Raw genomic sequence first — 22,742 nt, 5'->3', positions numbered from 1 at the left:
GGCTACCGGGTCGCCGTCGCCGACCAGTACGAGACCGACTCCGGTCACGCCCGCGAGATCGTCCGCGTCGTGACGCCCGGGACCTTACTCGAGACCAGCGACGCCGACGCCCAGTACCTCGCAGCGGTCGTCGACGGCAGCGGTGCCAGTGGCTCGAGTGGAAGCGGAGACGGGTACGGCCTCGCCTTTGCGGACGTGACGACCGGCCGGTTTCTGGTCGCCGAAGCCGACGACGCCGACGACGCGCTGACGGAACTCTACCGGTTCGATCCGGTCGAGGTCCTGCCGGGACCGGACGTGCGAACCGACGACGACCTCCTCGGGCGGGTACGCGAACGCAGCGATGCAACCCTCACGCTCCACGAGACGGAGGCGTTCGCACCCAAGCGTGCTGCCCATCAGGTGCGCGAGCAGTTCGGAACCGAGACCGTCGACCGACTGGCCGTCGACGACCCGGCCATCGCCGCCGCCGGGGCCATTCTCGCGTACGTCGCGGACACCGGTGCGGGCGTGCTGGCCTCGATGACACGGATTCAGGCCCACCACGGCGACGACCACGTCACGCTGGACGCGACCACCCAGCGCAACCTCGAGTTGACCGAGACGATGCAAGGCGAGCGCGATGGCTCGCTGTTCGCGACGATCGACCACACCGAAACCAGTGCCGGCGGTCGCCTGCTGAAAGAGTGGCTTCAGCGACCGCGGCGGTCGCTCGCGACGCTCGAGCAACGCCAGGAGTCCGTCGCTGCGCTATCGACAGCGGCGCTGGCTCGCGACGAACTGCAGGAGACGCTCGGCGAGGCCTACGATCTGGCGCGACTGGCCTCGAAGGCAACACACGGCAGCGCCGACGCGCGGGATCTGGTCGCCGTCCGCGAAACGCTGTCGGTCCTGCCAGCGGTCGCCGAACTCGTCGCGTCGAACCCGGAGGTTGCTGACTCACCCCTTTCGGAGATCGTCGACCGACCGGACCGTGAGGCTGCCGCCGAGTTGCAGGAGACCCTCGAGGAAGCCATCGCCGACGACCCGCCGTCGACGGTCAGGCAGGGCGAACTCCTCCAGCGGGGATACGACGACGACCTCGACGAGGTCATCGAGCGCCACGACGCCGTCAAGGAGTGGCTCGATACGCTCGCCGACCGCGAGAAAGCCCAGCACGGCCTCTCGCATGTTACCGTCGACCGGAACAAGACCGACGGCTACTACATCCAGGTCGGCAAATCCGCCGCCGACGGCGTCCCGGATCACTACGAGCAGATCAAGACGCTGAAAAACTCCAAACGGTTTACGACCGACGAACTCGAGACAAAAGAGCGGGAAATCCTCAGACTCGAGGAGCAACGCGGCGAACTCGAGTACGAGCTGTTCTGCGAGCTTCGCGAGTCGGTCGCTGCCCACGCCGAATTGCTACAGGACGTCGGCCGGGCGCTGGCGACCGTCGACGCACTGGCCAGTCTGGCGACGCACGCGGCCGAGAACCGCTGGGTCCAGCCCGACTTACATCAGGGCGATCGCTTAGCGATCGACCAGGGTCGTCACCCGGTCGTCGAGCAGACGACGGAGTTCGTCCCCAACGACGTGCGCTTAGACGAGGATCGGGGCTTTCTGGTCGTCACCGGTCCCAACATGTCCGGGAAATCAACGTACATGCGCCAGGTCGCGTGTATCGTCCTGCTGGCCCAGATCGGCAGTTTCGTCCCGGCAAAGGAGGCCGAAATCGGGCTGGTCGACGGCATCTTCACCCGTGTCGGCGCGCTGGACGAACTCGCACAGGGACGCTCGACGTTCATGGTCGAGATGAGCGAACTCTCGAATATCCTCCATACCGCGACCGAGGAGTCGCTGGTCATCTTAGACGAAGTCGGCCGCGGGACCGCGACCTACGACGGAATCTCGATCGCGTGGGCCGCGACGGAGTACCTCCACAACGAAGTCCAGGCCAAGACTCTCTTCGCGACCCACTACCACGAACTGACCGGCCTCGCGGAGAACCTTCCTCGCGTCGCGAACGTCCACATCGCGGCCGACGAACGCGACGGCGATGTGACGTTCCTCCGAACGGTACGGGACGGCCCCACGGACCGCAGCTACGGGATTCACGTCGCCGACCTCGCAGGCGTGCCGGGTCCAGTCGTCGACCGCGCTCGAGACGTCTTGGCGCGCCTGCGCGAGGAGAAAGCCATCGAGGCCAAAGGTGGCGGCTCGAACGAGCCCGTCCAGGCCGTCTTCGACCTCGGCAGCGGAACGATGCAAACACAGGCACAGGCTGCGTCGGCCGACGGCGGCCCGACGGAAAACGACGACGGCCAGTCGATCGACCCCGAGACCGAGGCCGTCCTCGCAGACCTCGAGTCGATCGACGTGAATACGACGCCGCCGATCGAACTCGTCTCGAAGGTCCAGGAGTTACAGGAGCGACTCGAGAAGCCGTAGGTCAGCGGCGGCAAGAAGACGAGTAGAGGACGCGTTCGAACGCGCGACTCCAGACGGTAAAACCTAACCAGCAGCCATCTGTAGAGATATCTAGCACATCAGGCGCGTCTACCCCGTTGCGTGCCGACGCTGTCTATCATGAGTGACGAGCCTCTTCCATCGGACGGCGAGACCGAGATCCACCAGCTAGATGAAGATACCGTCGCCCGCATCGCCGCCGGCGAGGTCGTCGAACGGCCCGCCAGCGCTGTCAAAGAGTTGGTCGAGAACAGCTTAGATGCCGACGCCTCGAGCGTCGACGTCACCGTCGAAGACGGCGGCACCGAACTGATCCGTGTCGCAGACGACGGCCACGGGATGAGCGAGGCGGACCTTCGGGCAGCCGTCCGCGAGCACACGACGAGCAAGATCGACGGCCTCGAGGACTTAGAGTCAGGCGTTGCCACGCTGGGCTTTCGTGGCGAGGCTCTGCACACGATCGGCTCGGTATCGCGGTTGACGATCCGATCGCGCCCGCGCGACGCCGACGGCGCAGGGACGGAACTCGTCTACGAGGGCGGCGAGGTAACGAGCGTCGAGCCGACGGGCTGTCCCGCGGGGACGATCGTCGAGGTCGACGATCTCTTTTATAACACACCCGCCCGCCGGAAGTTTCTGAAGACGACGGCGACGGAGTTCGCCCACGTCAACCGCGTCGTCACGCGTTATGCGCTCGCGAATCCCGACGTGGCCGTCTCGCTGACCCACGACGGCCGCGAAGTGTTCTCGACGACCGGGCAGGGTGACTTGCAGGCCGCCGTGTTGTCGGTCTACGGTCGCGAGGTCGCCTCGGCGATGATTCCCGTCGAGGCCGACGGCGACGAACTCCCGCCGGGGCCGCTCGAGTCCGTCTCGGGGCTCGTCTCCCATCCCGAAACGAATCGCTCGAGTCGGGACTACCTCGCGACGTACGTCAACGGCCGGGCCGTGACCGCCGACGCGGTCCGCGAGGGGATCATGGGCGCGTATGGGACACAACTGGGCGGCGACCGCTATCCCTTCGTCACGCTCTTTCTCGAGGTCCCCGGCGACGCGGTCGACGTGAACGTCCACCCGCGCAAGCGAGAGGTGCGCTTCGACGACGACGATGCGGTCCGGCGGCAGGTCGACGCCGCCGTCGAGTCGGCGCTGCTCGAGCACGGCCTGCTGCGCTCGCGAGCGCCACGGGGTCGATCAGCACCGGGCGAGGCGCGGGTCGAACCCGGCGGGCCCCGTCGAGCCGGGACTGAGACGGTCGACCACGAGCCGACGACGCTCGAGGAGAGCACTGGCGGTGTGACATCGACCAGCGACACAGATGGAAACGAAAGCGACCCGGCAGCCACGGCCGACGACGGGACAGACGACGTGCCATCGACTGCTGATTCCGAACCGGCGAGTACCGATGCAGGAGTCGCCTCAAGTGGGGGCAATGCCAGCACCGAGCACACATCGCAGCCGACGGCGAACACGAGCGAGCCGGACGAGTCGTCGACGACCGCGGCGGGGCCGAACACCGATCCAGAGCGCGGGACGGGTAGCGAGACGACGGCCGATGCGAGCCGATCCGCCTCGCCTCGAGACGACGACCCGAAAGACGGTCGCGACGCGACAGCCCACGCAGGCACGTTTAGGACCGCCACCGAACAGCGAACGCTGACCGGCGAGGCCGCGACGGGCGAGGAAACCGAGTTCGACTCGCTGCCGTCGTTGCGCGTGCTGGGCCAACTCCACGATACCTATCTGGTCTGTGAGACGCCCGATGGACTCGTCCTAATCGACCAGCACGCCGCCGACGAACGGGTCAACTACGAGCGCCTGCAGGACGCGTTCGCCGACGATCCGACCGCACAAGCGCTCGCCGAACCCGTTGAACTCGAGTTGACCGCCGCGGAGGCCGAGGCCTTCGAGCACTATCGCGAGGCACTATCGCGGCTTGGGTTCTACGCCGACCGAGTCGACGACCGGACGATTGCCGTGACGACAGTGCCAGCGGTGCTCGAGGAGACGCTCGAGCCGGATCGACTGCGGGACGTGCTCACCGCCTTTGTCGACGGCGATGACGAGGCGGGGGCCGAGACGGTCGATGCGCTGGCTGACCAGTTCCTCGGCGATCTGGCCTGTTATCCCTCGATCACGGGGAACACGTCGCTGACCGAGGGGTCGGTGATCGAGCTGCTCGAGGCGTTAGACGACTGTGAGAACCCCTATTCCTGTCCGCACGGGCGACCGGTACTCGTCACGTTCGACGAGGCCGAACTCGAAGCGCGCTTCGAGCGGGACTATCCTGGTCACGGCAGCTAGGTTCCTCGAGATGTGCGGCAGGCCGAGAGAGCCAGATCGCACAGCAAAACGAGATCGCGCCGACGGCGGTGGCGATAGCGAACGCGATCCGATAGCCAAACGGCGTGTAGACGCGCACGCCACCGGTGAGATCGCCGCCCCAACGAACGCACCGAAGTTGACCGTCCCGGTCGAGATACCGCTCGCGTTGCTGGGGTAGCGATCCTTGACGACAGCGTAGCCAAGCAAGAACGCGCCCTGCAGGAAGCCAGTCAGGAAAAAGACCGCGCCGCCGACGACGAGCGGCTCGAACCCTGCCTGGGCGGGCGTGTCTCGGACGAGTGCGAACACGGCCACGGCGGCGACGAATCCAGCCACACCGACTGATCCGATCGAGACTCGAGAGCCGATTGGTGTTGACGAGCAGAAAGGCGATTCCCATCGTCGCCCAGAGAATCCACCGCCATCAGCGAGGGTCGCGCCAGCGTCGCATACCTCCATACTCTGTCCCGACCCCCGAAAAGATTTGTCAATCTGACATCTGCGGCTACGACTCATTATTCTCGTGTGATAAGTTTAGTTATGTTCATAGGTCATGTAACCGCCCGTGCTGTCCCGTTCAACCGGCTGTCTGTCATCCCAATAGTAGACTATTATCAAATAGTTTTGATAGTATCCATAGTATTTGTTATATATTCCTCGAGCGAGCACCGAGCCACAGTTCGACAGATTTACCATTATTATTTTATTAGGTTCGAACCGGAGATGGGCTCAGTGATCATAGTCCCTGCATGCGGATTCTGTTCGTGATATCTAGTACCACGGTGGAAGATGTCTGTGTTATATGTTATAACTGAACATGTTCGATAGCGATCTATGTGTCTAGCTAGCGCATCATACTACTGGAGTTTGTCACCATTTTTGTCTAACCATCATGCTTTATAACCTGGGATTCGCTATGGTGTTTTGATGCCTGCAAATACCAACACCGGAAACCCGGGTCCCCTTGGCCTGGCTGCGTTCAGCCTCACGACGATTTTGCTGAGCCTCGTTAATTCCGGACTCTTCGGTCTCGAACTCGAAATGGCGCTGATTCCGATGGCACTCGGCTTTGGCGGCTTCGTCCAGTTGCTCGTCGGGATGCTGGAGTACAACGAAGGCAACACCTTCGGACTGACTGCCTTTACCAGCTACGGTGCGTTCTGGATTTGGTTTGGCCTCCTCATCACGATGACCCACAACGGAATTCTCCCGTCGGTTGGCGCACAGGCGATCGGGGTCGTCCTCCTCGTCTGGGGGCTGTTCACCGTTGGAATGTGGATCAGCACGTTCAAGCTCAACTGGGCGCTCTGGAGCGTCTTCCTCGTGCTCTCGATCACGTTCTTCCTGCTCGCCTTCGGCGACATCCTCGGGATCGCGTCGCTTGTCACCCTCGGTGGCTACCTCGGACTCGTCACCGGCGCGGGTGCACTCTACATCAGCATCGCGGAAGTGACCAACTGGAGCTTCGACGCCGAAGTCCTCCCGCTGGGCGGCCAGCCGCTCAAATCGAAGCCGACCAGCCAGGACTCGATGAGCGTCGCTGACGACTGATCAGCACCCACAGGTAGCTGACTGTCGTATCCAGTGCGCCCTCCACCAGACCGACGCGCTGGTGACGATTCCTTTCTGCTGTCGACACACCGCCTAAAACACCCGAGTCGTCACTATCAGTGTCCAACAGTATAGGATTCTCGAGCCCGTAGCACCGCCTATGACCTCCCCTCGCGTCCTCGACGGGGCGAGCGCCGGTGGCCAGTTTCTCCGGACTGCGCTCGCGCTGTCGGTCCTCGAGAACGAACCGGTTCGCCTCGAGAACGTCCGCGGCGATCGGCCGGATCCGGGCCTGGCACATCAGCACCTAGCGGCCCTCGAGACGATCGCCGACGTGTGTGACGCCGACGTGTCGGGCGACGAACTCGGCGCGGAAACGATCGAATTCAAGCCGGCGCTCGAGCCGGCTCCTGATCGAACAGGTCGCGGCCGACTCGCAGGCGGCGAGTACACGGTCGACATCGGAACCGCGGGCAGCGCCACGCTGCTGTTCGATACCCTCCTGCCGCTCGCGACGATCCTCGAGTCGCCGCTGTCGGTGACCGTGACCGGGGGGACGGACGTAGCGTGGTCGCCACCGCTGGATTACCTTCGGTACGTGAAACTGCCCCTGCTTCGCCGATTCGGCCTCGCGGCTGCCTGCGAGATCGACCGCCGAGGGTTCTACCCCGCTGGCGGCGGCCGGGCGACGCTGCAACTCGCGCCCTCGACGCTCGAGCGCGTCGAACTCGTCGATCGTGGCCCGATCGAGCGGCTGCGGCTCTATTCGACCGAATCGGCATCGCTGGCTGACCGCGACGTGGCACACCGCCAAGCTGCGGGGGCGCTCGAGCGGCTGGCTCACGACGCCACACTCGATCTCGAAGAACGCTGTGAGACGACTGCCGAAAGCGCCTGTCCGGGTTCTGCGCTGGTGCTCCGGATCGATCACGGGACCGGCATCGCTGGCTTTTCGGCCCTCGGCGAGCGCGGCACGCCAGCCGAACGCGTCGGCGAAGACGCCGCCGACGCCGCGATCCGATTTCTCGAGGGGAGCGCCCCTGTCGACCGCCACATGGCCGACCAGTTGCTGGTCGTCCTCTCAGTCGCCGGCGGACGGGTTCGTATCCCGGCCGTAACCGATCACGTCGAGACCGGCTGTGCGCTGCTCGAAGACGTCGGGATCGACATCGACCGTGAGACTGACGGCGAGACGACGGTCGTGTCGGTCCCGTCGCCGCTGACCGAGAACCGGTAGCTCGAGGCCGACTACAGCTGTCTTCGGCTTTAGAACCCAATCCGCAGCCGGTCGCAAGCGGGCGATCCGGTGGTTCGTTCGTCGACTGACCGCCATAACTTATATCGGTGCCGTCCGTTGACAGAACTATGACCGGCGGACAGACTGCCGTTTGCGCCCTCGCGATCCGGGTGGTCGCTCCGTGAGCGATATCGTTACGTTCGGCGAGACGATGCTCCGGCTGTCGCCACCGGGCTCCGAGCGTCTCGAGAACACCGACGAGCTCGAGGTTCGTGCCGGCGGTGCAGAGAGCAACGTCGCCATCGCGGCGAGTCGACTGGGCGCGTCGGCGACCTGGCTGTCGAAGGTCCCCGAGACGCCGCTTGGCCGCCGCGTCGTCGGCGAACTCCAGGGCCACGGCATCGAGACGGACGTCGTCTGGAGCCACCGCGGACGACAAGGGACCTACTATCTCGAGCACGCAGGCGAGCCACGCGGGACGAACGTGATCTACGACCGGGAAAACACCGCGATCTCGACCGCAGAGGCACGCGAGTTCGACATCGACCTGATTCAGAACGCCACGGTCTTCTTTACGACCGGAATCACGCCCGCGCTCTCGACGACGCTCCGGGATACGACGCTGAACCTGCTCAAAGCAGCCCGCAAGGGCGGCACGTCGACCGCCTTCGATTTCAACTATCGACGCAAGCTCTGGTCACCCGACGAGGCCAGAGAGACGCTGACGAAACTGTTTCCGGGGATCGACATCCTCGTGATCGCCGCCCGCGACGCCCGCACCGTCCTCGGGTTCGAAGGCGACCCGCGCCAGCTCGCCCACAAACTCGGCTCCCAATACGACTTCACGACCGTCGTCGTCACCCGCGGCGAGGAGGGTGCGGTCGGCTGGCACGACAGCGTCGTCCACGATCATGCGGCCTACGAGACCGACACCGTCGATCCAATCGGCACCGGCGACGCCTTTACCGGCGCGTTCATCGCCCGCCGACTCGACGGCGACGACGTCCCGACCGCCCTCGAGTACGCCGCGGCGACGGCCGCGCTCAAGCGGACGATCCCCGGCGACGCAGCCCTCGTCACCGCCGACGAGGTCGACGCCGTCGTCAAGGACAGCAGCGAGGGCATTTCTCGGTAGTCCGGCGTCCAAACGATCCACCTCGTTTGCAGCTATCGGCTCCCGCTCGGATCGATTTCTCGCACACTGCGACGGTAAGGGATCGGTGGCAGTTGCCCGCCGCTTTTTATCGGCTGCCGTGATAGCCACCCCCGTGACTCGAGTCGTCCGGCAGGCGACGGTCGACGATATCTGGGCCGTCCACGAAATCGCACGCGAGAGCTGGCATGCCGTCTACGACGACGCCCTCGGCTCCGACACAGTCGACGACGTCGTCGACGACTGGTATGCAATCGGTGATCTCGAGTCCGCAATCTCCACCACCCAAAGCCGCGACGACGCCGCGTTTCTCGTCGCTGAGACGGCGTCGGACGTCCCAGCCGACGGGGAGACCGACTGCCGGTCGGCTCTCGAGCTCGACGGCTTCGCGCACGTCGTTCCCTGGCCCGAAGACACGACGGTGGCGTTTCTCGCCCGCCTGTACGTTCGGCCCGCCGTCTGGAACGACGGGACCGGCACGGCGTTGCTCGAGACCCTCGAGACGAGTCTCGCACCTGGATTCGATCGCGTTCGGGTGCCCGTCCTCACAGATAACGAGATCGGTATCTTCTTTTCCGAATCGCGAGGCTTCGATCGCGTCGAGACGCGGTCGTCCGGGCTGGCGGCCGGGCTCGAGGAACACGTCTACGAGAAGGAGTTGTAAGCAGGTCGTTACAGCGTCTTCTCGGCTTCGCTCTCGTCGACGACCTCGATGCCGCGGTTGTTGACCGCCATCGGGTCGAGGCCGACCTCCTGGAGGAAGGTCTTGTACTCGCGTTCGCACTGTTCGGCGTCTTTTTGCTTGTCGCTTGCGCGATCGCAGAGTTCGACGAGGTTCTCCGGTACGTCGTTCTTGTAGACGATCCAGTGGTTTATCAGGTCCGACAGCCGGCGGATGGGGCTCGTGAAGTGGCCGTAGATCTCGAAGTTCAGCGCGTGATGGCCGCCAAAGGGATCGTTCATGTAGCGGGCCCGGGGCATCACCTTCATTACGGCCCACTGGATCTTGTCGAGCTGGCGGCCAGGTGCCTCCTCGAGCGTGGCGTTGACGGCTTTCCGGGGATCGTCCCAGGTACTGCCGGGGATCGAGACGCCATCGAGATCCTGAATCTCCTGGAGCGCTTCGGACCACTCGTCGGGGCTTGGCTGGGGGTGGACCCGATACATGGCCGAGACACCGCGGTTCCACATGAGTTCGTGCGTGACGGCCTTGTTGGCCTTCAGCATGCACTCTTCGATGATGGTGTGGGCGCGGTCACGGCTCGGATTGAGGACGAGCGAGCCGTCCTCCTTGCGCTGTTCGTGCATTCGGTTGGCGAGGTCGTAGACCAGCGTGTTCTCCTCGTGGAGCGGTGCGTCGGGGTCGTCGAGGCGGTTTTCCGCCTGCGCGTAGGTGAGGCGCTCGTCGGACTCGATGACCGATTTGTAGATATCGATGGTCTCGTAGGTCAGGTTCTCCTTGTCTAAGTGCATCTCGACGGTGTGGGCCAGTCGCTCCTCGTTTGGCACCAGTGAACAGACCGTCTCGGCGAGCACCGGCGGCAGCATATGGACCGTATGGCCGGGCAGATAGACCGTGTTGCTGCGCTCGACGGCTTCGTCCCACATCGCCGTCTCGGGGGTGACGTAGTGGGTTACGTCGGCGATGTGGACCCAGAGGACGTACTCGTCGTCACGTTCCTCGATCGAGAGCGCGTCGTCGAAGTCCTGGGCGTCGATCGGGTCGGTTGTCCACGTCGTCAGCTCACGCAGGTCTTTGCGCTCGTCGATCTCGTCGCTGATCTCCTGTGTTACACCCTCAGTCCGGGCTTTGGCCTCCTCTAAGACTTCCGGCGGGAACTCGTAGGGGATCTCGAACTTCTCGAACAATTCCTCGCGCTTGTTCTCGAGATGGCGCGCGAGGTCCTCCGAGACCTCCACGGGGCCTTGGCCGTCGACCGTGCCGGCCTCGGCCTGTGCGTCGTCACTCATGGCGACGGCTACGGACGTGAGGGTGAAAGTCGTGTCGGGACGCGGGCCAGGCGTTCGACCCCCCACGAGAGGACGAGCGCGGTGCTACCGTTCGTGTTCCTCGAGCGTGCCGTATCGCTCTTCGACAGCCGCGAGATAACGCGCGAGAAACGCCTCCTGGCTCTGCGTGTCCGCGTCGAGCTCGACCAACAGTGCCTCGAGTTCAGTGCGAGGATGGTGACACAGCTCGCGGTGACAGGACTTACAGAGATACTCGAACGTCTTATCCTCGCGATCCCAGCGATCGCCGTGCTTGTCGTACTCGCGGGCCTCATCGCGCGGTCGCTCGGTACCACAGGCGACGCACGTGACCGTTCCCACCCGGTTCCGAGAGGGCCACATACGCAGGGCTAACACCATGAGAGTACTTAGCGATTGGCACACATCACGGTCGCCGTGACGGTCAGGCCGGGTGAGCGACCGCGAACGGTGTCGCTGGCTGGTGGACCAACGCTGGTCTGGCTCGTCACTGCTGGCAGGGGGCTCGGACGCCGACACAGGACGCGAATCTTATCTATTAAATGCGTACGGGCGGTAGCACGGGTATGCAGGTTAAATCACGACACCACCTCCGTAGCGACGCCGTCTCGGAACTCGAGACCGCGCTCGAGGAACACCTCGGCGTCTCGCCCGAGGGAGACACCTACGAACTCGTCGAGTTCGAGGACACCGACTGGGAGGTCGTCCTGATCGACGGCGAACCGCGAGTCGCATACTTCGACGAGGAACCGTTCCCGACGGTTCGTGGAGCCAATGCCTACGAGCCCGACAAGCGGCTGGTCACCGTCGACGCGGGGGCCGTTTCGTTCGTCAGCGACGGCGCAGACGTGATGCGGCCCGGGATCACGGACGCGACGGCGGACATCTCGGCGGGCGACCTAGTCGTCATCGCCGAGGAGTCCCACGGGAAAGTACTCGCGGTCGGCCGCGCTCGCGTCGAGGGGAGGGACATGGTCGGCGATGAGGGGAAAGTCGTCGACTCGCTGCACCACGTCGGCGACGAACTCTACGAGTTCACTGGGTAATCGGACGGTCGCCATCGAACGCCTACGTCCCCAGTGATTCGTTCACGACACGTGAACGGTCACGTCTGACGTAAGAACTATGGACACAGCGACGGACTCTCTCGCCTATGGGATTGATGAGCAAAATTCTCGGTGGGAACCAGTCGCGAACTGTCGAGGACTACGCCGAACTGAATCTTGAAGATGTCTCTGCGAGTTCAGCCGAGGCGATGATGCAGGTACGCATCGCGGAAGTCGCTGGGCAAGCCGATGCGATCGATATCAAAGACGCCGTCTACGACGGCGACATCGTTATCGCGGATATCACTCGCTTGCGAACCGAAGACAGCACCGTCGAACACATCGTCGACGAACTCCGACAGGTCGCCCAGGAGGTCGACGGCGACATCGTCCGGAAAGGTGACGACCAGATGATCATCACGCCGACCGATATCCGAATCAGTCGCGAAAAACTGTAGTCGCCGCCGAGACTGCCGATCAAGCGGGTTCACACCCGATCGGACAACGGCAATGCTGTCCTGTCGGACGGGACGCTGAATTTTCATCCGGCGGGAATTGCCTGTGCTGATTATGCTATGTGAATCCGTTCGAGCCGATATGACGGGCTTTCGTGCAACGGTCGTGGTCAACGAGCCAGTGGACTGTCCGCTCGCCGATGTCTCGGCGTGTGCCGGCGAACAGATCGATGGCGTCTCCCGATCGTCACAGCCAACGGCCAATGGGATGATCGTCGAGGAGTTCGGCGTCGCGGCGGACGCATCGATTGCCGGCGATCATGGCGTCGAAGTGACGCCAGTCCACGCCAACGATCGCGAAGCGATCTATCGATTCGAGCGTGACAGCAATACTAACTGTGCGTGTGAAATAATCGAGCAGACGGGAACGCCAGTTTCGTCCGTCCGTGCTCAGAACGGTGCATTGTACCTGTCCTTTCGGACGCTCGAGCTCGACACGATCACCGAAATCGTCGAGCAGTTGCGCGCGTCCTTCGATGGGATCATCGTCGAAGAACTCTCGCAGGATCACGAGGACGTCACCGCCGATCCGGTCGTCGTCGATCGAAATCAACTTACGACTCGTCAGCGGGAGATCGTCGAGACCGCCCACGAGATGGGCTATTTCGAATATCCCAAGGGCGCGAACGCGACCGACGTCGCCGAAGAACTCGGCGTTGCACGGTCGACGTTTACCGAACACCTCGCGGCGGCCCAGACGAAGCTCATGGACGCCCTTCTCGAGGCAGAGCGGCCCCAGCAGTAACGGCGACACGCCAGTAACGATTTGACCGGCGACCGTTTGGTCACGATATGGACGTCATTCACACTGCGCTGTTGGTCTCGGACATCGAACGGACGCGTGAGTTCTACGTCGACGCACTCGGTCTGACTGAGAACTGGTCGTTCACCGGCGACGACGGCGTCGAAAACGTCTACATCGGCGGCGACAACGCGGAGTTTCAGTTCAAGTACGACCCCGAGGGCAGTCCCGACATCGATTCGGGGACGATGGCACACGTCGCCGTCGGCGTCGAAAGCACTGACGAAATCGTCGAACGACTGGTCGAGCGCGTCGATCCACCGATTCAGCGACCACCGACGACGATGGACGACCTCGGCCTCCGCGTCGCGTTCGTCGAGGATCCCGACGGCTACGTCGTCGAACTCGTCGAAGAACTCGAGTAAGACGGCCTGCTGGCGGTCGGTGACGCTCGAGGGCGGCTACTCGGACGTGTCGACCGCAGCGGGGGCCGCGACCGGCGGCGGCGTCCGGACGACATAGACGAGGAGTACGGCTGCGGTCGTCACGACGGCGGCTAGGAACAGCCAGCCAGTTCGATACCCGACGGTGTCGGCGAGTGAGCCGAACGCGGGCGGCGCGACGAGCGCCCCACTCGTGAGCGCAAGCTGGCCGCCCGCGGTCGCACCGCCCATCTCGTCGGCCCGGACGAGCGTCGCCATGACGGAGTAGTAGACGCCGGTGTATCCGAGGACGAAAAAGCCGAGGGCGGAAAACGCGATCGCGGCACCGCGTTCGGCCGTCGTCGCCGCGACCACGACGAACATGGCCGCACTGCCGAGCGACTGGACGATGAGCACCAGTCCGATCCTGACGCGTGGCTCGCCGGGCAGCACGTCGCTCAGCCAGCCGGTCAGCACGCGGCCAACGCTGCCGAACACCTGGACGAGCGCGAGGACGACGCCGCCGAAGGTGACGGATGCCCCGATCGATTCCTCGACGTACAGGACCGTGTACCCGGTGGTGGTAAACAGTGCTGCGCCGAGAAAGAAGCCGGCAGCCGTCAACGCGACGTACGACCGGTTCGAAAGCAGCGCCCGAAAGTCGGGATAGCCGTTTGCACTGTCCCTGCTATCGCTCGAGTATGTCAGGTAGAAGCCGATGGCGACGACGGAACCGACACCAGCGGCGACGAGAAACCCGGCCTGCCAGAATAGGACACCAGCGAGGCCGGTAATCAGGAGCGCGCTACTGCCGCTGCCGCCGGTGACGCCGACTTGCTTGATGCCCATCGCGAGGTTCTGATGGTTCGGGTCGACGGTGTCGAAGACCGCCTTGTTCGTGCCGGGCATCGCGGTTCCGTACATCGATCCCAGAACGAACACTGCTGCAAGCAACAGCGTGTACGTCGGCGCACCAGCGACCAGTACCGCCCCCGCTGCGAGCCCGAAGAGACCGAGTGTCAGCGTCACGCGTTCGCCAAACCGGTCCGTCAGCGCGCCGAGTGGAATCAGGAAGACGGCGTAGCCGAGGGTGAGCGTGGTGACGACGAGTCCAACCGAAAACCGGGTGAGCCCAAACGCGTCCCGGAAAAACGGCGTCGCAGCGAACACGGTGTAATAACAGATACTCGCGGCGATCTGCCACGTCGTAACGAGTACCACTGTCTGCCAGTCCGATCGGTCCATCAGCCGGTAATGCTTGGCAAACGGGTTCAAAAAGCGTACTGCTCTCGAGGGCCTGCCGGCGGCGACAATGCTCGAGTGTCACGCGCGGTTACTGACGACCACTCCGAAACGCTTACTCGAAGTCCGCGAGCGTCGGTCGCTCGAGGTCACCCGGGAACGCGTCGACGGGGACCTGCATCTGGTCGCCGGATTCCATGTCCTTGATCGTCACCTCGTCGTTCGCGAGGTCCTGTTCGCCGGCGATGACGACGGTCTCGGCGTTGATCGAATCGGCGTAGTTCAGTTGCGCACCGAAGGAACGGCCGGCGACGTCGGTCTCGACGACGTGGCCGCGCTCGCGGAGATCGCGAACGATCCGGGCCGCTTCCGATCGGGTATCGCCGATCTGGAGGACGTAGTAGTCGGTCGTCACTTCCTCCTCGGGCCAGACGCCGGCCCGCTGGAGCAACAGCGACAGCGTCGCGTGGCCGGGTGCGACGCCGACCGCGGGCGTCGGCTGGCCGCCGAAGCTCTCGATCAGGTCGTCGTAGCGGCCGCCGCCGAAGATCGATCGAGAGACCTCGCCAGCGGAGTCGAAACACTCGAAGACGACGCCCGTATAGTAGTCCAGCCCGCGGGCCGTCTCGAGCGAGATCGTACAGTACTCGCGTGCGCCGAAGTCTTCGGCAGCGTCGAGGACGTTCTGGAGGTTTTCGACAGCAGCGGTTACGCGCTCGGTGTCGGCGACGGCTTCGACCGCCTCGAGGTCGCCCTCGGCGATGAGGTCGGCGAACTCGGCGGCCTGGTCGGCCGAGAGCCCGGCATCGATCAACAGGTCGTGGTACTCGACCTGGGAGATCTTGTCGGACTTATCGACCGCGCGGATCGCCGCCTCGGTGTCGATATCGGCGTCATAGCTCTCGAGGACGCCCCCGAGGATGTCGCGGTGGGAGATACGGAACTCGAAGTGCTCGCCGGTCAGGCCGAGGCCGATCATCGCGTCGGCAGCCCACGCGAGGATCTCGGCGTCGGCTTCGGGTTCCGAGGAGCCAAAGATATCGACGTTGGTCTGGTAGAACTCCCGGTAGCGGCCCTGCTGGACCTGCTCGTAGCGCCAGAACGGTCGCGTCGAGAACCACTTGATCGGCTTTGACAGTTCCTGTTGTTTCGCGACGACCATCCGGGCGACTGTTGGCGTCAGTTCCGGCGTCAGCGTGACGTGGCGGCCGCTCTGGTCCTCGAAGGAGTAGAGTTCGTCGACGATCTCGTCGCCGCTTTTGTCCGTCCACATTTCGGCGCGTTCTAACGCCGGGGTCCCGATCTCGCGGAAGCCGTATTCGCGGGCCGTCTCCTCTAACACGTCGGTCGTCGCCCGCCGTGACGACATCTCGCCGGGATAGAAGTCACGAAATCCCTTGATCCGGTCGTACATGACCACTCGTTGGGCGACGACGACCTTCTATTCTTTCGTTCGGCGACGGCTGGGGACCGTCACCGAACGTTCGTCACGGACGTCTGATCGTGATCGGGGAAGTACTCCGCGATCGCTTCCGGCCCCTCTTTGGCGGCGATGAGTGCCCGGAGTTCGGCCTCGTAATCGGCCCTGTCGATCTCCTCGCTGGGGCCGGCGGTCACGTCCAGTCGTGTTTCGACCAACCGATCGACGGCGGACCGGCCGAACCCTGACAGCGGCGCGATGTAGTCGATATCGTGACGGTCCTCTAAGCTCTGGGCCTGGGCCCGCGAGACCGTCGGGACGCGGTCGTCGCGGCGGGTGCCGTCAGCGATCGCGTCGAACTCGCGGGCCGCGAGTCGCTCGAGGGCGTGTTCATGGACCAGTTGAATGCCGTTGCGGGGAAAGCCGTCCTCGCGGATCAGATCGACGGCCTCGTGGGCGACGTCGGGGTCACACTCGAGTCGGTCGAACGGGAAGCCGACCGTCTCGGCCGTCTCGTGGGCGTGTTTCCAGTCGTCGCTGATACCGAAATGTGCGGTCACGAGCGTCACATCGTAGAACTCCTCGAGCAAGAGCGCCGCGAGCGTCGAGTCCTTGCCACCGCTGTAGAGCAATCCGAGCTCCATTACCGGCGCTGGATGTCGAAGCTCTTGGAGTCGGGTTGCAGCTCTTTGAGGAGCTGTTTCATTTTGTCGTCGTCGATTTTCCCCTGAATGCGACCGCTGCGGGCGAGGCTGACGACCTGTCGTTCGACTTGCTCGCCGAACTGGGGTTTGCTCATCTTGACCGTGTTGAGCCGCTTGCGGGCGTCGTCAGTTAGATACTGACGCAATAGCGCGTTCTTCTGGGCTTCAGCCTGTTGCTGGGCCGCTTCTTGGGCCTCGTCTCCCTGACCGCCCTCGGCGCGGTCCTGAAGCTGCTCCATTTTTTTCTGCCGGAGCTCCTCGAGTCGTTCGTCGTCGGGTGAGCCACTCATAGCTGTGATTCAATTGTTTCGCAGGCGGGAAAATGATTACGGACGCAGGAGAGCGATAGCTCTCGGCGGTAAAACCGGCACGAAAACGATCCCAGGAATTACGCGTAGCGCTCGAGTTCCGGACGGTCGAGGGATTCGAGGACTGCACCGGCGGTGTCGTCGAGCAGGCTCTGTCCGTCGGCCGTAACACGACGGCCCTCACCTTCGGCGGTCTCGACGAGGCCTTCCTCTTCGAGCTGCTGGAGGATGGTCCGAATCAGGTTCTTCGAGCCATCGGCGCGTTTGTCGGGGGCGACCTGATAGCGGTTGGAGCCGTCTTTCGCGCCGCCGTACTCCGTCGAGAGTCGTTCGACGCCGACGGGGCCGCGGTCGGCGACCTTGCGCAGGAGGCTTGCGGCGCGGGTTGCCCAGAAGTCCTCCTGTTCGGGTGGGAGTTCATTGTCGACGCCGGTCTTGGCGAATTTAGCCCAGTCCGGTTCCTCGAGTCGATCCGCGAGATCGTCGGCGAGCGCCTCGATGAGGTCGTCCGCCGGAACGTCGTACATCGTAGCCATTGGCGTGTGGTTCCCGTCGGCGGCATTTAAGAGCATCGTATCTCGGCAGCGCCGCGTCGGCCCGGACCGTTTTTCGCGCTCGAGTCGAAACGGGAGGTATGGACGAACGAGCCGCTCTGGCGCTGCTCGATGGGGAACTCGAGGCTGCCGGGGACGATGCCGCCGTCGTCGACGGGCTGGTCGTCACGACGGATATGCTCCACGAGCGGACGGACTTTCCGGACGGAACGACACGCTACACGGCCGGCTGGCGCGCTGTCGGCGCGTCTCTGTCGGATGTCGCCGCGATGGGTGCCAAGCCGACTGCCGCGGTCGCTGCCTACGCCGCCCCCGAGTTCGACCCTGACGAACTGCTCGCGTTCGTTCGCGGCGCGAGTGACGTCTGTGAACTGGTCGGGACTGAGTACGTCGGCGGCGACTTAGACGGCCACGACGAGTTCACCGTCGCGACGACCGTGATCGGCCGAACCGACGACCCCGTTCGCAGACGCGGCGCACAGCCCGGCGACGTCGTCTGCGTGACCGGCACGCTCGGCCGGAGCGCGGCTGCACTCGAGTTCTTCGAACGCGCGACCGATGACGACGATGCCCTCCTCGAGCAGGCGAACGACCTGTTTCGGTTTCCGCCACGGATCGCGGCCGGGCGGGCGCTTGCTCCCCACGCGACCGCGATGATGGACTCGAGCGACGGGCTCGCTCGCTCGCTCCACCAGCTCGCCGAAGCCAGCGACTGTGGATTCGCGATCGAGGCCGATCGGCTCCCGATCGACGACGCCGTGGACGACGTCACGGACGATGATGACGAGGCGCTCGAGCTCGCGACGACCTTCGGTGAGGACTTCGAACTCGTCGCGACGCTCCCTGAAGATGCGCTGCCAGCGGTCCGAGCGGCGACTGACGTCTCGCTGTCGGTGATCGGCTCGGTCCGCGCAGCCGACGACGGCCTCACCATGGATGGCGAACCGCTCGCGGATCGCGGCTACACGCACGGCTGAGTTAGCCGATGATCATGACCGGCACCGGCATGAAACAGAGCAATCCGAGGCCGAACGTGACGGTCCCGAGGACGAATCGCCCCCGACCGAGTCGCTCGTCCTGGACCGGCGTGGCCGGCCCCTTCGAGGCGAGAAACGCCGTCAATAGCCCCCAGAGAATCCAGACGAACACCGTGTTCACGCTGTAGCCGTCGACGTAGAAGAGGTACGCGGCGAGTGCGAACAACACGCCTGGCACCAGCGCCGCAATCGTCTCCTGGAACTCGCCAGCCATCGCCCGGAGGATGTGACCGCCGTCGAGTTGGCCCACCGGAATTAGGTTGAGGAAGGTGACGAACATCCCGACCCACGCGCCGATGACGACCGGATTCACCCCGGTCGCCGGATCGTTCCGGTACAGCGGCTGGTCAAACCCCGCCGCGAGTAACTCGAGCAAGGGTGGATAGCCGAGTTCGATCCGGATCGCATTGGGATCCTGGACGACCGCTTCGGGGACGGTCACCGGCGGCAGATGCAGGCCGATCACCGTCACGACGACCGTCGCGATGAGTCCGGCCAGCGGCCCAGCAACGCCGATGTCAAACAGCGCCTTCCGGTCGGGCATCCGGCCTTTCAGCGTGATGACTGCTCCCATCGTCCCGATCAGCGTCGGGACCGGGATGAAATACGGCAGCGAGGCGTCGACCTGATGATAGCGGCTCATGACGTAATGACCCATCTCGTGGATGCCAAGCACGCCCAGAATAGCTGCGGTAAACGGCCAGGCCTGCCAGATCACAGTCGGGTCAGCGACCGGATCGAGCTGGTACCAGAACGAGCCCGCAAACAGCGTCGAACACACCGTTAACAGGAGCAACACGATGTTCGTCCACGGAATCCCGTCGACGCCAAGGGTCGTCGGCTCGGCGACGAGCGCGTACTCGCCGTGGCGACGCTCGAGCGTGGCGTCGTACCCGCGCTCACGAAAGGCCGGCCAGAGTTCCTGCATCACCCGCTCGGGGTGGGCCAGTGGATCACCGTAGTAGACGACCTGGCCGTCCTCGCGGCGAACCTCGTAGACTGCAAATACGGACTCGATTCGGTCGATCGGCGGCCCATCCTCGGGCGAGTACGTTCCTCGCCCTGCCGTGTCGAATCCGGGCCGGTCGACGTCGTCCATCATACGTGGTTCATTCTCGTCGGGTATAAATCGACTGCCGTCGGCAGGGGTCTCCGTTTCCCTGAAGCGGATTTGATACGTCTGCTGTCAGTCAGTGCCGGCCGGCCGCGACCGCAGTGCGGTCCCACCAGGACATCGGGATAGCAGACCGTATGAAGCATGCGATCAGTCGGCACCAGACGAGGTCCCAAGCGGTCACAGCCCGTGACCACGACGAACACGGCCACGATACTCATGTATCGCTCACACCGAGGGAAATGGAGAACGAGCGGGGACGGTCAGTCGAGCGATCCGATCTCGCCAGTCAAATCAGTCAAATGCGTGTTAGGCGGGTGCGACGCGCCACGTCGTCGCGCTCGTGTACGACCACTTCTCGATCTCGAGGTCGGAAACGGAGCCGGAGAGCTTAGCCATCAGCGCGCCGATCTCTTTGGGCGACATTCCGACGTCGTCTGCGATGAACTTACCTTTGAAGTACAGCTCGCCGTCGTCTTCGGCACGTTCGCGCAGATAGCGTTTCAGGCGGCTTTCCTTGCTTTCCGTGGAGGGGTGGGCAGTCGTACTCATCGACAGTCACTCCTTGTGGCCGATACCTGTTATAAAGGAAGGATGATTCGCGACGTTTCGATTGTGTTCAGTTATCTGGGGGGTAAGCAGTGTTTCAGCCCTCGATAAAAAACGATTAATAAACGGATGAGAGCGCTCGAGACGTTTTAAAACAGCTGCTAATATATTATCTCGGTTGTTACGATCACGAGGTAGACAATGTCCTCTGTCGATACTGTTTCGATATTTCAACCATCTCGACAAACGAATATAACAGTCAGGATCGTTCGTGGACCCAGAACTCGTCTTCGACGGTGACCTCCTTTTTGAACAGCGGCACTTCGTCTTTCAGACGATTGATCCCGTCTTCGACGGTCCGGAATGCCTCTTCTCGGTGGCCTGCCAGCACTACCACGAAGACGATGTCGTCGCCGTCTTCGACGATCCCCGTCCGATGATAGAGTTCGACGTCGAAGACGCCGTCTCGCGCCTCGAGGTCGGTTTCGAGGGCTGCCATCCGCTCGTCGGCGACGCCGTCGTACTTCTCGAACTCGAGATACTGTGTGCGCGCGTCATCGGCGCTGTCTTTCGCGCGGACCCGTCCGGTGAACGTCGCGATCGCACCGGCACGGTCGGCCCGCGGCGATCGTTTGAGACGTGTCACCAGCGACTCGAGGGTCTCGTGGGGCTCGGCCGACTCGAGGACCGTCACGAGGTCCTCGAGTGGGAGGTCGCCGGGCCCGTCGACGGTCGCAATCGTCTTGTCGTCGATTTCGTCGGCAGCGCTGGACGATCCGACAACGACCGAGGGATACTGCAGCGTCGGCACGCCAATGACGACTGCATAGTCACAGTCAGTCGCGAGGCTATCGAGTGCGTCACCGACAGACATCCCCGTTCCCGAGGCAGTCCAGTCGCCGTCGACGCCGAGGTCGTAGGTTACGTCGCCACCGACCGTGGTGATGCCCTCGTCGAACGTGAGCGATTCGCGTGCATGGGTTCCATCGGCGATCGTCGCATCGTATCTGACGACGCCGACGCGCCCGCGTTCGGAGAGCCGATCGACGATCCGATCGACGACCGCCTCGAGCGTATCGTGGTCGGCTCCCGCCTTCCGGACACCGAGTACGTACATGTCCGAGACATGGTCGGCTCAGGGTTTGTAGCTATCGCCGGTCGCGAGAACCGGCAGTTGATCGCGGGTGTGAAATCTTTGCACACAGCACCCGTAGATGCGGCCATGGTCCTTCGGATCGGCTTTACCGGTGACGTCATGCTCGGGCGAGTCGTCAACGACCGCCAGCGCCGTCGCTCCGTCGACGCAGTGTGGGGACCAGTCCTCGAGCGCCTGCACAATCTCGACGGGCTGGTGATCAACCTCGAGTGTTGTCTCTCGACGCGCGGCCAGCAGTGGCAACGTACCTACCGACCGTTTCACTTCCGGGCCGACCCCGACTGGGCGATTCCCGCACTCGAGCACGCCGGGGTCGACGTCTGTACGCTGGCGAACAACCACATTCTCGACTACGAGGAAGTGGCGCTGCGGGATACTCTGGACGCGCTCGACGAGGCCGACATCGCTCACACAGGTGCTGGCGAGACGATCGACGAGGCGCTCGAGCCCGCAGTTCGGACGCTCGAGGACTCGAATGCAGACAGCGACGACCTCGAGATCGCAGTGATCGGACTGACCGACAACACGCCAGAGTACGCCGCCGGCGAGGATTCGCCGGGAACGGCCTGGATCGAGATTAGCGAGTCGCGACGCGACTCGAGCAGTCGGACACAGTCCGACGACGTTGTCGACGACGCGGAGACGCACCGACGCGTTCGCGAGGCCCTCGAGCGCGCACGCGAGACGAGTCCGAACTTGCTCGTCGCCTCGCTGCACTGGGGGCCGAACATGGTCACGACGCCGCCCGACTCGTTCCGCGAGTTCGGCCGCTGGCTGGTCGAAGAAGGCGTCGACATCGTGCACGGCCACAGCGCCCACGTCTTCCAGGCGATCGAGGTTCACGAGGGGTGTCCGATCATCTACGACGCCGGGGATTTCGTCGACGATTACCGGGTCGACCCCGAGTTGCGAAACGACCGAAGCTTTCTGTTCGTCCTCTCGGTGACCGCCGACGGCGACCCGCTCGAGCTCCGATTGCACCCGACCGAGATCGACGACTGTGCGGTGGGCGAGGCGAGTTCGGAGGCGGCCGAGTGGTCCCGTAAACGGATGCGGACCCTCTCAGCACCGTTCGGGACCGCGTTCGACCGGGACGGTGATGCGCTCGTCCTCTCGCTCGAGGCGTAGCTGGCTCGAATCGACGGGAAGGGTCGATACCGATTCGCGGCTCGAGGGGTGTGTCACCATGCCGTCCGGGCAGTTGGCAACCCTTAAGATAGCAACTCC

The 22,742-nt window shown here is 63.9% G+C and carries 22 protein-coding genes; 12 read left to right on the top strand and 10 right to left on the bottom strand.

The window, feature by feature from the left end:
* The 6 genes from mutS to C476_RS05995 all read left to right on the top strand — a co-directional run.
* Window positions 1-2,433, top strand: a 2,433-nt coding sequence (gene mutS / locus C476_RS06020; RefSeq protein WP_008010887.1) for a DNA mismatch repair protein MutS, incomplete at its 5' end; no start/stop codon positions are given.
* 138 nt (window positions 2,434-2,571) lie between these two features.
* Window positions 2,572-4,755, top strand: coding sequence for a DNA mismatch repair endonuclease MutL (gene mutL, locus C476_RS06015; protein ID WP_008010885.1), 2,184 nt, complete (start codon window positions 2,572-2,574; stop codon window positions 4,753-4,755).
* Window positions 4,756-5,703: 948 nt separating this feature from the next.
* On the top strand, window positions 5,704-6,327 hold the full coding sequence (locus C476_RS06010) for an acetate uptake transporter (protein WP_008010884.1): 624 nt from the start codon (window positions 5,704-5,706) through the stop codon (window positions 6,325-6,327).
* 160 nt (window positions 6,328-6,487) lie between these two features.
* A complete protein-coding gene (gene rtcA, locus C476_RS06005) occupies window positions 6,488-7,564 on the top strand; it encodes an RNA 3'-terminal phosphate cyclase (RefSeq protein WP_008010882.1) in 1,077 nt (358 codons plus the stop codon).
* A 181-nt stretch (window positions 7,565-7,745) separates the two neighbouring features.
* Window positions 7,746-8,699 (top strand): bifunctional 2-dehydro-3-deoxygluconokinase/2-dehydro-3-deoxygalactonokinase, encoded by a 954-nt coding sequence (gene kdgK1 / locus C476_RS06000; protein ID WP_008010881.1) that lies wholly within the window; start codon window positions 7,746-7,748, stop codon window positions 8,697-8,699.
* A gap of 133 nt (window positions 8,700-8,832) precedes the next feature.
* Entirely contained in the window at window positions 8,833-9,381 is a 549-nt protein-coding gene (locus tag C476_RS05995) for a GNAT family N-acetyltransferase (RefSeq protein WP_008010879.1), read from the top strand.
* An 8-nt stretch (window positions 9,382-9,389) separates the two neighbouring features.
* Here C476_RS05995 and C476_RS05990 read toward each other — a convergent pair whose 3' ends face one another.
* Together C476_RS05990 and C476_RS05985 are read right to left on the bottom strand one after the other, a co-directional pair.
* Entirely contained in the window at window positions 9,390-10,688 is a 1,299-nt protein-coding gene (locus tag C476_RS05990) for an RNB domain-containing ribonuclease (RefSeq protein WP_008010878.1), read from the bottom strand.
* Between the two features lie 84 nt (window positions 10,689-10,772).
* Entirely contained in the window at window positions 10,773-11,069 is a 297-nt protein-coding gene (locus tag C476_RS05985) for a DUF7562 family protein (protein ID WP_049911621.1), read from the bottom strand.
* A gap of 203 nt (window positions 11,070-11,272) precedes the next feature.
* Between C476_RS05985 and C476_RS05980 the strand changes: the two genes are divergently transcribed.
* The 4 genes from C476_RS05980 (at window position 11,273) to C476_RS05965 (ending at window position 13,434) form a co-directional block, all read left to right on the top strand.
* On the top strand, window positions 11,273-11,752 hold the full coding sequence (locus C476_RS05980; protein ID WP_008010874.1) for an RNA-binding protein: 480 nt from the start codon (window positions 11,273-11,275) through the stop codon (window positions 11,750-11,752).
* A gap of 107 nt (window positions 11,753-11,859) precedes the next feature.
* The gene (locus C476_RS05975; RefSeq protein ID WP_008010873.1) at window positions 11,860-12,210 is read left to right on the top strand and encodes a cell division protein SepF; all 351 of its coding nucleotides are present in this window, start codon (window positions 11,860-11,862) and stop codon (window positions 12,208-12,210) included.
* Window positions 12,211-12,349: 139 nt separating this feature from the next.
* Window positions 12,350-13,012 carry a helix-turn-helix domain-containing protein gene (locus C476_RS05970; RefSeq protein WP_008010872.1) on the top strand — a complete coding sequence of 221 codons (663 nt, stop codon included), beginning with the start codon at window positions 12,350-12,352 and terminating at the stop codon, window positions 13,010-13,012.
* A 47-nt stretch (window positions 13,013-13,059) separates the two neighbouring features.
* A complete protein-coding gene (locus tag C476_RS05965; protein WP_008010871.1) occupies window positions 13,060-13,434 on the top strand; it encodes a VOC family protein in 375 nt (124 codons plus the stop codon).
* Between the two features lie 36 nt (window positions 13,435-13,470).
* Here C476_RS05965 and C476_RS05960 read toward each other — a convergent pair whose 3' ends face one another.
* The 5 genes from C476_RS05960 to C476_RS05940 form a co-directional block, all read right to left on the bottom strand.
* Window positions 13,471-14,676: an MFS transporter gene (locus C476_RS05960; protein WP_008010870.1), complete on the bottom strand. Its 1,206-nt coding sequence runs from the start codon at window positions 14,674-14,676 to the stop codon at window positions 13,471-13,473.
* A gap of 112 nt (window positions 14,677-14,788) precedes the next feature.
* On the bottom strand, window positions 14,789-16,087 hold the full coding sequence (gene hisS / locus C476_RS05955) for a histidine--tRNA ligase (RefSeq protein ID WP_008010868.1): 1,299 nt from the start codon (window positions 16,085-16,087) through the stop codon (window positions 14,789-14,791).
* A 59-nt stretch (window positions 16,088-16,146) separates the two neighbouring features.
* A complete protein-coding gene (locus C476_RS05950) occupies window positions 16,147-16,737 on the bottom strand; it encodes a DUF7411 family protein (protein WP_008010866.1) in 591 nt (196 codons plus the stop codon).
* Window positions 16,737-17,087 carry a DNA-binding protein gene (locus tag C476_RS05945; RefSeq protein ID WP_008010863.1) on the bottom strand — a complete coding sequence of 117 codons (351 nt, stop codon included), beginning with the start codon at window positions 17,085-17,087 and terminating at the stop codon, window positions 16,737-16,739. The genes C476_RS05950 and C476_RS05945 overlap by 1 nt, the downstream gene beginning before the upstream one ends.
* A gap of 98 nt (window positions 17,088-17,185) precedes the next feature.
* On the bottom strand, window positions 17,186-17,641 hold the full coding sequence (locus C476_RS05940; protein WP_008010861.1) for a 30S ribosomal protein S19e: 456 nt from the start codon (window positions 17,639-17,641) through the stop codon (window positions 17,186-17,188).
* Window positions 17,642-17,739: 98 nt separating this feature from the next.
* On the opposite strand from C476_RS05940, the gene thiL reads away from it, so the two are divergent.
* Window positions 17,740-18,636, top strand: coding sequence for a thiamine-phosphate kinase (gene thiL / locus C476_RS05935; protein WP_008010853.1), 897 nt, complete (start codon window positions 17,740-17,742; stop codon window positions 18,634-18,636).
* A 1-nt stretch (window position 18,637) separates the two neighbouring features.
* Here the strand turns inward: thiL and C476_RS05930 are convergent, their stop codons facing one another.
* From C476_RS05930 to C476_RS05920, 3 genes are all read right to left on the bottom strand, one after another.
* Complete coding sequence (locus C476_RS05930) at window positions 18,638-19,795, bottom strand: site-2 protease family protein (RefSeq protein WP_008010851.1); 1,158 nt, start codon at window positions 19,793-19,795, stop codon at window positions 18,638-18,640.
* Window positions 19,796-20,119: 324 nt separating this feature from the next.
* Window positions 20,120-20,362, bottom strand: a complete 243-nt coding sequence (locus C476_RS05925) for a DUF7123 family protein (RefSeq protein ID WP_008010849.1) — start codon at window positions 20,360-20,362, stop codon at window positions 20,120-20,122.
* A 256-nt stretch (window positions 20,363-20,618) separates the two neighbouring features.
* The gene (locus C476_RS05920; protein ID WP_008010847.1) at window positions 20,619-21,476 is read right to left on the bottom strand and encodes a molybdopterin synthase; all 858 of its coding nucleotides are present in this window, start codon (window positions 21,474-21,476) and stop codon (window positions 20,619-20,621) included.
* Window positions 21,477-21,581: 105 nt separating this feature from the next.
* Here C476_RS05920 and C476_RS05915 point away from each other — a divergent pair, with 105 nt between their 5' ends.
* Entirely contained in the window at window positions 21,582-22,643 is a 1,062-nt protein-coding gene (locus C476_RS05915; RefSeq protein ID WP_008010845.1) for a CapA family protein, read from the top strand.
* The last annotated feature ends 99 nt before the right edge of the window (window positions 22,644-22,742 follow it).

The organism is Natrinema limicola JCM 13563, assembly GCF_000337475.1.
Taxonomy (GTDB): domain Archaea; phylum Halobacteriota; class Halobacteria; order Halobacteriales; family Natrialbaceae; genus Natrinema; species Natrinema limicola.
Note: the sequence above shows the minus strand (reverse complement) of the source record. Positions and strands in the feature narration are given on the sequence as shown.